The organism is Candidatus Methylomirabilota bacterium, assembly GCA_036001065.1.
Taxonomy (GTDB): Bacteria; Methylomirabilota; Methylomirabilia; order Rokubacteriales; family CSP1-6; genus MNEF01.
Genome location: DASYUQ010000029.1, coordinates 1 through 9,053 on the forward strand (window position 1 = coordinate 1; position 9,053 = coordinate 9,053).

At 69.5% G+C, this 9,053-nt stretch carries 8 protein-coding genes; 7 read left to right on the forward strand and 1 reads right to left on the reverse strand.

Features of this window, described 5'->3' with window-relative positions:
- A partial coding sequence (locus VGV13_02520) for a glucose 1-dehydrogenase (protein ID HEV8639952.1) occupies window positions 1–794 on the reverse strand: 794 nt, incomplete at its 3' end.
- A 230-nt stretch (window positions 795–1,024) separates the two neighbouring features.
- On the opposite strand from VGV13_02520, the gene rpiA reads away from it, so the two are divergent.
- The 7 genes from rpiA to VGV13_02555 all read left to right on the forward strand — a co-directional run.
- Entirely contained in the window at window positions 1,025–1,741 is a 717-nt protein-coding gene (gene rpiA, locus VGV13_02525) for a ribose-5-phosphate isomerase RpiA (GenBank protein ID HEV8639953.1), read from the forward strand.
- 2 nt (window positions 1,742–1,743) lie between these two features.
- Complete coding sequence (locus VGV13_02530) at window positions 1,744–2,586, forward strand: transketolase (GenBank protein HEV8639954.1); 843 nt, start codon at window positions 1,744–1,746, stop codon at window positions 2,584–2,586.
- Window positions 2,583–3,572, forward strand: a complete 990-nt coding sequence (locus tag VGV13_02535) for a transketolase C-terminal domain-containing protein (GenBank protein HEV8639955.1) — start codon at window positions 2,583–2,585, stop codon at window positions 3,570–3,572. The genes VGV13_02530 and VGV13_02535 overlap by 4 nt, the downstream gene beginning before the upstream one ends.
- Before the next feature lie 9 nt (window positions 3,573–3,581).
- Window positions 3,582–6,437 (forward strand): bifunctional transaldolase/phosoglucose isomerase, encoded by a 2,856-nt coding sequence (locus VGV13_02540; protein ID HEV8639956.1) that lies wholly within the window; start codon window positions 3,582–3,584, stop codon window positions 6,435–6,437.
- Window positions 6,438–6,448: 11 nt separating this feature from the next.
- Complete coding sequence (gene gnd, locus VGV13_02545) at window positions 6,449–7,345, forward strand: decarboxylating 6-phosphogluconate dehydrogenase (protein HEV8639957.1); 897 nt, start codon at window positions 6,449–6,451, stop codon at window positions 7,343–7,345.
- Between the two features lie 2 nt (window positions 7,346–7,347).
- A complete protein-coding gene (zwf, locus tag VGV13_02550; protein ID HEV8639958.1) occupies window positions 7,348–8,874 on the forward strand; it encodes a glucose-6-phosphate dehydrogenase in 1,527 nt (508 codons plus the stop codon).
- A partial coding sequence (locus tag VGV13_02555; protein HEV8639959.1) for a hypothetical protein occupies window positions 8,871–9,053 on the forward strand: 183 nt, incomplete at its 3' end. The genes zwf and VGV13_02555, both read left to right, overlap by 4 nt.

The following is a 9,053-nucleotide window of genomic DNA, read 5'->3' on the forward strand; positions in this document are numbered from 1 at the left end:
GCGAACTCCGGATAGAGCGTCATGCCGCCGTCCACGAAGAGCGTGTGCCCGTGCACGTAGTCGGAGTCGTCGGAGGCGAGCCAGACGGCGGCCTTCCCGATGTCCGCGGGAGACCCGATGCGTCCGTACGGGATCAGCTTCAGGAGCTTGTCCAGGGCCGCCGGTGTCTCCCAGGCCGCGCGGTTGATCGGGGTCTGGATGGCTCCGGGGGCGATGGCGTTCACCCGGATCCGGTGCGGGGCCAGCTCCTGCGCCAGCGACTGCATGAGCAGCTTCGCCCCTCCCTTCGACGCCGCGTAGTTGACATGGCCCGCCCAGGGGATGACCTCGTGCACCGAGGAGATGCAGATGATCTTCCCGGTGGCGGAGGAGACAGCGGGCCGGGGTCCCCGGCGGATCATCTCGCGGGCGGCCTCCCGCGCGCAGAGGAACATGCCGGTCAGGTTCACGCCGAGGACGCGGTCCCACTGCTCCAGCGTCATCTCGACGACCGGGGCATCGCGCTGGACGCCGGCGTTGTTCACCAGGATGTCGATCGTCTCCCAGGCCCCGATCATCTCGCGGAACATCGCCTGGACCTCGTCCTCCCGGGAGACGTCGGCGCGGATCGCCATGGCCGGCGCCCCGCCGGCCTTGAGGCCCGCCACGATCTTCTCGGCGGCCTCGGGGTTGGCCGCGTAGTTGACGACGACGGCGGCCCCCGCCGCCGCCAGCGCCCGGGCGATGCCCTCGCCGATCCCGGAGCTGGCGCCGGTGACGAGTGCCTTCTGTCCTCTCAATGGCTGGTGGGCCATGAAGCCCCTCCCCTGCGGAGCTCCGATCACCAGAAGTCTACGCTTCCTTTGTCTGTTGTCAGCGCGCGGGACGTCGTGTACCTTAGCCGCCTCGCACAAACGAGAGGCGATCGGCCTGGCATTCTCAAGGGGGCGGCCGTGATCAACGGACGATCCGTTTCGGCGCTCAGCCCCGTGACCTCACAGCGTTCGTCTTCCCCTCGCGGCGCACCCGGTAGGCCCCAGTGGGCGTGAGCGGAGAGCCCAAGACGGCGGACGCCGAGCCGTCGGCCAGCGACGATCTGGCGCTCCTCGCCGAGCGGGCGCTCGAGCTCGTCCAGGCCGGCAGCCTCGTCGGTCTGGGCTCCGGGTCCGCCGCCAGCGCGTTCGTCCGGGCCCTCGGCCGGCGCGTGCAGCGGGGGCTCACGGTGACCTGCGTGGCCACCTCGGAGGCCACCGCCCGCCTCGGCGCCGAGGTGGGTCTCAGAATCGTCGACCTGGGCGAGAGCCTCCTGGATCTCACCGTGGACGGGGCGGACGAGGTCGATCCCCAGCTCGACGCCATGAAGGGCTTCGGCGGCGCGCTGGCCCGGGAGCGCATCGTGGCGGCGGCGTCGCGACGCCAGATCCTGCTCGTCCGCGCCGACAAGCTGGTGCCGGCGCTCGGTAGCCGCGGGCGCTTGCCGGTCGAGGTGCTGCCGTTCGCGGTGCGATTCTGCCAGCGCCGGCTCCGGGAGCTCGGGCTCCCCGCCGAGATCCGGCGCGAGGGCGGTCGGCCGTTCATGACCGACAACGGCAACTTCACGCTGGACTGCGCGACCGGTCCACTCACCGACCCGGCCCGGACCCAGCGCGCCATCGAGGGCATCCCCGGCGTGGTCGACACGGGGCTCTTCCTCGGCACCGCCGAGCGAGTCCTCGTGGCCGATGGCGGCACCATCAGGGAGCTCAGGCGAAGGGAGAACTGACCATGACCTCGAAGAAGATCGACACCGCCGAGATCGCGGCCCGCGCCCGGAACATCCGGCGCCTCATCATCGAGATGCTGGCGGCGGCCGGCTCCGGTCACCCGGGCGGCAGCCTCTCGGCGACCGACCTCGTCGCCTGCCTCTACTTCGGCGTGATGCGCCACCGGCCCCCGGAGCCCTTTTGGGAGGATCGAGACCGGTTCATCCTCTCCAAGGGGCACGCCTGTCCCGTGCTCTATGCCGCGCTGGCCGAGGCCGGTTACATCACCCACGATCTCCTGTCCTCGCTGCGCCGCTTCGGGTCTCCCCTGCAGGGTCACCCCGACCGGCGGAAGCTGGGGCTGATCGAAGCCTCCACCGGGTCGCTGGGCATCGGGCTCTCGCTGGGTATCGGGATGGCCCTGGCCGCGCGACTGCGGGGCAGCCCCTCCCGGACCTACGTCCTGCTCGGCGACGGCGAGTGCGAAGAGGGGCAGATCTGGGAAGCGGCGATGTACGCGCCGCACCTCAAGCTCGGGAGCCTCTGCGCCATCGTGGACTTCAACCGGCTCCAGCTCGACGCCACCGTCGAGGAGATCACCGATCTGCAGCCCCTGGCCGACAAGTGGCGCTCCTTCAACTGGCACGTGCTCGAGATCGACGGCCACGACTACGCGCAGATCCTGGACGCGTTCGCCAGGGCCGAGCAGGTCACCGACCGCCCCACCGTCATCGTGGCCGCGACCGTGAAGGGCAAAGGGGTGTCGTACATGGAGAACCAGCTCAAGTTCCACGGCTCGGTCCCCGACAAGCCGGAGGACATCGCCAAGGCGCTGGCCGAGCTCGGCGCCGGAGCCCGGTCATGATCCGCCGCTGGAAGTCGCCGCTGGAGCTGGGGATGGCCACCCGCGAGGCCTACGGCCGGGCGCTGGCCGAGCTGGGCCAGGAGAACCCCCGCATCGTCGTCCTCGACGCCGACCTCTCGAAGTCGACGTACACCTCCGTCTTCGGCAAGAAGTTCAAGGACCGCTTCTTCGACGTGGGCATCGCCGAGGCCAACATGTGCTCGATGGCCGCCGGCCTGGCCGCGGGCGGCTTCATCCCGTTCGCGTCGAGCTTCGCCTCCTTCCTCCTGTGCAAGGGCTACGAGCAGCTCCGCATCTGCTGCGCCTACATGGAGTTCAACGTCAACTTCGTCGGCAGCCACGGCGGCATTTCGCTGGGCGAAGACGGTCCCTCCCAGCAATCGATCGAGGACATCGCGCTGGCCTGCTCGCTGCCGGGCTTCACCGTGGCGGTGCCGGCCGACGAAGTGGCCACCGCGGCGCTGGTGCGGGCGGCCGCCGAGCACTACGGTCCCGTCTACATCCGGGTCGGCCGGCCGCGGACGGCCAAGATCTACGCGCCCGGCGAGCGCTTCTCGTTCGGCCGCGCCAAGACCCTCTCCGACGGGAGCGACGTCACCGTGATCGCCAACGGGCTCATGGTCGCGGTCGCCTGTGAGGCCGCCGAGATCGCCGAGCGGCGCGGCATCGACGTGCGCGTCATCGACTGTCACACCGCCAAGCCGCTCGACGAGGCCACCATCGAGATAGCGGCCGCCGAGACCGGCGCCATCGTGGTGGCCGAGGAGCACCTGTCGCGGCCGGGGCTGGGCAGCCTCGTGGCCCAGGCGGTAGGCCAGCGGCACCCCGTCCCCATGGAGTTCGTGGGCATCGACGACGTGTTCGCCGAGTCCGGCACGCCGGAGGAGATTCTGCGGGCCTACGGTCTCACCACGGAGCACATTCTCGGGGCCATCGACCGCGTCCTCGGCCGGAAGGTCAAGGGCGCGGCCGCGGTGGACCGGTAGGAGGGCGAGATGGCCCTGACGGATCTCCGGCAATACGGGCAGAGCGTCTGGTACGACTTCATGAGCCGGCATCTGCTGGCCTCCGGCGAGCTGTTGCGGCTGATCGCGGACGACGGGCTGGGCGGGGTGACGTCCAACCCGACCATCCTGGAAGGGGCCGTGAACAAGAGCAGCGCCTACGACGGCGAGATCGCCATCCTGGCCCGGCGCGGGATGTCGGCCGAAGAGATCTATACCCGCGTCGTGATCGCCGACATCGCCGAGGCGGCGGACATCCTGCACTCCGTCTACGAGGCGACCGCCGGCGGCGACGGCTACGTGAGCCTCGAAGTGTCGCCCCAACTGGCCCACGACACCGACGGCACGGTCAGGGACGGACTCATCCTCTGGAAACTGCTCAACCGCGACAACGTGATGATCAAGGTCCCGGGCACCGACGCCGGCTTCAAGGCCGCCCGGCGCCTGATCGCCGAGGGCGTCAACGTCAACATCACGACCCTGTTCTCGCCGGCTGACTACGAGGGGGCAGCCAGGGCGTACATCGGCGGGCTGCAAGACCGCGCCGCCAAGGGGCTGGACCTCACAAAGGTCGCCTCGGTGGCGAGCGTCTTCGTGAGCCGCATCGACACCGCGGTGGACAAGGCGCTCGATCGCCTGATGGCCGCCGCCCGCGACGCGGAGACCAAGCGAAAGCTGGAGGCATTGAAGGGCAAGGCGGCCACCGCCAACGCCAAGCTCGTCTACCAGCGATTCCAGCAGCTCTTCACGAGCCCCGAGTTCCAGAAGCTGGAGGCGCTGCACGCGCGACGGCAACGGCCGCTGTGGGCCTCCACCGGCACCAAGAATCCCAAGTACAGCGACGTGCTCTACATCGAGGAGCTGGTCGGTCCCGATACCGTCAACACCATGCCCCCCGGCGCCCTGGCCGCCTTCCGCGATCACGGTCAGGCCCGCCCGACGATCACCCGCGACCTCGACGGCGCCCGCCGGGCGTTCGCCGATCTGGCCCAGGCCGGCGTGGACATGCCGGCCATCTTCGCGCAGGTCAAGGTGGAGGCGGTAGGCGCCTTCGAAGATTCGTTCGCCGCGCTCATGCTGGGCATCGACACCAAGCGCAAGGCCGCGTTGCTGAAGGGACGCTACGAGATCGCCGGCGCCGGGCTCGGCAAGGAGCTGGATCGGTTCAACGTGGAGTTCCAGCTCTCGGGCTTCGTGAGCGGCCTCGGGGCGAAGCGCGCCGAGCTGTGGTCGGACGACCAGGCCGAGCAGAAGCGCATCGGCAACCGGCTCGGCTGGCTCGAATCCCCCGAGCTCATGGCCCGGAATCTGCCGCGCCTGGCGCGGTTCGCCGCCGCGGTGCGCCGGGACGGCTTCAAGCACGTCGTGCTGCTCGGCATGGGCGGCTCCAGCCTGGCCCCCGAAGTGATGCGCGCGGTCCTCGGAGTCCAGACGGGCATGCCCGTCTTCACCATGCTCGATTCGACCGATCCGGCCGCGGTGGCCGCCGTCGAGCGGGCGATCCCGCTCAAGGAAACGCTGTTCGTGGTGGCCAGCAAGTCGGGCACGACGATCGAGCCGAACACGCTGGCCGCGTACTTCAAGGGGCGGCTGGAGGCGGCGGGCATCGAGCGCCCCGGGCGCCAGCTGGTGGCCATCACCGACGAGGGCACTGCGCTGCACGAGCTCGCCCAGAACGAGGGGTACCGCGACATCTTCGTGAACCCGGCCGACATCGGCGGGCGCTACTCCGCGGTCTCGTTCTTCGGGATGGTGCCGGCCGCGCTGATGGGCCTCGACCTGGGCGGGCTGCTGGCCTGGGCGCGCGGCATGGCGCTTCTCTGCGGCCCCACCAACACCATCGGACAGAACCCCGGGGTGGCCCTCGGGATCGTGATGGGCAGCGCGGCCCGGTTGGGCCGGGACAAGCTCACGCTCATCACGGGCCCGCGCCTCCGCCCGTTCGGGCTCTGGGTCGAGCAGCTCATCGCGGAGTCCACCGGCAAGAACGGCACCGGCATCGTCCCGGTCGCCGGCGAACCGCTCGGCACCCCGGCGGAGTACGGTGACGACCGATTGTTCGTGCGGCTGCGCCTGCATGGGGGCGATCCGGAGGAGCACGAGCGCGACGGCAAGGTCGAGCGGCTCCGCGCGGCCGGCCACCCCATCGTGACCATCCGCCTGGTGGAGCCCCTGGGGATCGGCGCCGAGTTCCTTCGCTGGGAGATCGCCACGGCCACGGCGGGGGCGATTCTCGGGATCAATCCTTTCGACGAGCCGAACGTGCAGCAGGCCAAGGACGCCACCAAGGCGCTCCTCAAGCAGTACGTGGCGGACAAGCGCCTCCCCTCGCCGGCGCCGCACCTCACGGCCGACGGCCTCGGCCTCACCTTCAACCGGGTCGTCCTCGACAAGATCGGCGGGCCCCCGCGGGATGTCGCCGCGGCGCTGCGGGCCTTCCTGGACCTGGTCCAGCCGGGCGATTACGTGGGGCTCCTGGCCTACCTGCCGGCCCACCCGGCGCTGGAGGTCCGGCTGGAGCGGCTCCGCGCGGCGCTCCGAAACGCCAAGCGGGTGGCCACGACCCTGGGGTTCGGTCCGCGCTATCTCCACTCGACGGGACAGCTCCACAAGGGGGGAGCCAACAACGGTCAGTTCGTCGTGATCACCGCGCTGCCCACGGAGGATCTGGCGATCCCCGGGGAGCCGTTCTCGTTCGGCGTGCTGGAAATGGCGCAAGCGCTCGGTGATTTCGCCTCGCTGGAGGCCACGGGCCGCCGCGCGCTCCGTCTGCATCTGCCCGCGGCCGACCCCGCGGCGCTCGACCGAGCCTGTGGTCTACTGGAAGGCGCGCTCAGGCCAGATTAGGGAGAATGCACATGGAACTCGGCTTTGTCGGACTCGGCCGGATGGGCATGAACATGGTGCGGCGGCTTCAGCGCGACAAGCATCGCGTCGTCGTCTACGACCGGTCGCCCGAGGTCGTGAAGGAAGCGGTGCAGGAGCAGGCCGTCGGCTCGACCTCGCTCAAAGACCTGGTCGCCAAGCTCCCGCCGCCGCGGGCCGTGTGGGTGATGGTGCCCGCCGGCGAGCCCACCGAAGGCACCATCCGCGAGCTGTCAGGTCTGCTCCAGGCCGATGACGTGATCATCGACGGCGGGAACTCCTATTACAAGGACGACGCGCGTCGGGCCGAAGAGCTGAAGCCGAAGCGCCTTCATTACATCGACGCGGGCACGAGCGGCGGCATCTGGGGACTGAAAATCGGCTACTGTCTCATGGTCGGCGGCGACGCGGCGGTCGTGAAGCGCCTGGAGCCCATCTTCAAGACCCTGGCCCCCGAGGACGGCTACGCCTACATGGGCTCGGCCGGCGCCGGCCACTACGTCAAGATGATCCACAACGGCATCGAGTACGGCATGATGCAGGCCTACGCCGAGGGCTTCGAGCTGCTGAGCAAGAGCAGCTTCAAGCTCAACCTGCCGATGATCGCCGAGCTGTGGATGCACGGCAGCGTCGTCCGCTCGTGGCTCCTGGAGCTGGCGGCCTCCGCGCTCCACGACGACCCGAAGCTCGAGAAGATCAAGGGCTACGTGGAGGACTCCGGGGAAGGGCGCTGGACGGTGTTCGACGCGATCGAGAAAGACGTGCCGGCCGCGGTGCTCACCGCGTCCCTCTACACGCGCTTCCGTTCGCGGCAGGCGGAGTCGTTCGGGGAGAAGATGCTGGCCGCGCTCCGCAACGCCTTCGGTGGCCACGCCGTCAAGAAGGCCTGAGGATGCAGAATCTTCTCACCGCGGGATTGGCCCAGAGCCTGATCCCCCAGCCCTGCACGCTGGTCATCTTCGGCGGGGCCGGAGATCTGAGCGCCCGCAAGCTGCTCCCCGCTCTCTACAATCTGTCGCTGGACGGCGTGCTGCCGACCAACTTCGCCGTGGTGGGCTTCGCGCGCAACGAGCTGGACGACGCGACCTTTCGCGCGTTCGCCCGCGACGGCATCGCGCGCTTCTCGCGCCGTCCCCTCGACGAGGCGCATTGGGAGGAGTATTCGCGCTCCCTCTTCTACGTGACGGGCTCGTTCACGGACGCCCAGGCGTATGTCGAGCTCAAGCGGCGCCTGGAGAAGATCGAGAGCGAGTTCGGGATCCCCGGCAACCGGGTGTTCTACCTGTCGATCCCGCCCAGCCTCATCGCCACCTGCGTCGAGCAGCTCAACGCCAACGGGTTCGTCGCCGAGCCGGGCGAGGGGGCCATCTCGCGCGTCATCGCCGAGAAGCCGATCGGGCGCGATCTGGCCACCGCCCGCGCCATCAACGCGACGCTGGCCCACACCTTCGACGAGTCCCAGACCTTCCGGATCGACCACTACCTCGGCAAGGAGACGGTGCAGAACATCCTGGTCTTGCGATTCGCCAATTCGGTGCTGGAGCCGCTGTGGAACGCGAAGTACGTCGACCACGTCCAGCTCACCGTCGCCGAGGAGGAAGGGGTCGGCCTCCGCGCCGGCTATTACGAGGAGGCGGGGGCGCTGCGGGACATAGTCCAGAACCACATCCTGCAAGTCCTGGCCATGATCGCCATGGAGCCCCCCTGGTCGCTCGACTCCGAAAACGTCCGTGACGCCAAGCTCGACGTGCTGCGCTGCCTGCGCCCGCTGACGGCGGGGGACGTCGACAAGCAGGTGGTGCGAGCGCAGTACGGCCCCGGCTACCATCACGGCGAAGAGGTGCCCGGCTACCGCCGCGAAGAGGGCGTCCGGCGCGATTCGACGACCGAGACCTACGTCGCCCTGAAGGTGTTCATCGACAACTGGCGCTGGGCGGGCGTGCCCTTCTACATTCGGACGGGCAAGCGGATGCCCAAGCGCGTCAGCGAGGCCGCCATCTACTTCAAGCCCGTCCCCGAGATCCTGTTCAACACCAACCGCGACGCGCCGCTGGAGCCGAACGTGCTGACCCTGCGGATCCAGCCCGACGAGGGATTCTCGCTGCGTCTGTCCTCCAAGCTGCCCGGCCCCAAGGTGCGGATCTATCCGGTGAAGATGGACTTCCACTATGGCGCCACCTTCGGCGACAGCTCGCCCGAGGCCTACGAGCGGTTGCTGCTCGACGTCATGGCCGGGGACGCCACGCTCTTCATGCGGCGCGACGCGGTGGAAGCGGCCTGGGCGTGGATGATGGGGATCCTCGACGCCTGGGATGCCGGCCGCACGCGCTACCTGCCCGAGTACCCGACCGGGGAGTGGGGCCCCGTCGAAGCCGATCGGCTCATCAAGGCCGACGGCCGGAAGTGGAGAACCTTGTGACGCCAGCGCATCTGGTGGCCAGCGAGCCCGAGGCGGTCAGCCTGGCCGGCATCGAGCGCCAGCTCACCCGTCCCTGGCAGCCGGCCGACGCTCAGCCCGACGAGCGGTCGGGGCGGGCGCTCATGGGCAATCTCGTGGTCGTTTGCCGGCACGACCGCGAGGAGGCCGAGATCGCGGAG

Excerpts from the sequence above, each read along its gene's own strand:
- gnd (HEV8639957.1), top strand. The coding sequence starts at position 6,449 with ATGGAACTCGGCTTTGTCGGACTCGGCCGGATGGGCATGAACATGGTG.
- VGV13_02530 (HEV8639954.1), top strand. The coding sequence starts at position 1,744 with ATGACCTCGAAGAAGATCGACACCGCCGAGATCGCGGCCCGCGCCCGG.
- zwf (HEV8639958.1), top strand. The coding sequence starts at position 7,348 with ATGCAGAATCTTCTCACCGCGGGATTGGCCCAGAGCCTGATCCCCCAG.
- VGV13_02540 (HEV8639956.1), top strand. The coding sequence starts at position 3,582 with ATGGCCCTGACGGATCTCCGGCAATACGGGCAGAGCGTCTGGTACGAC.
- VGV13_02535 (HEV8639955.1), top strand. The coding sequence starts at position 2,583 with ATGATCCGCCGCTGGAAGTCGCCGCTGGAGCTGGGGATGGCCACCCGC.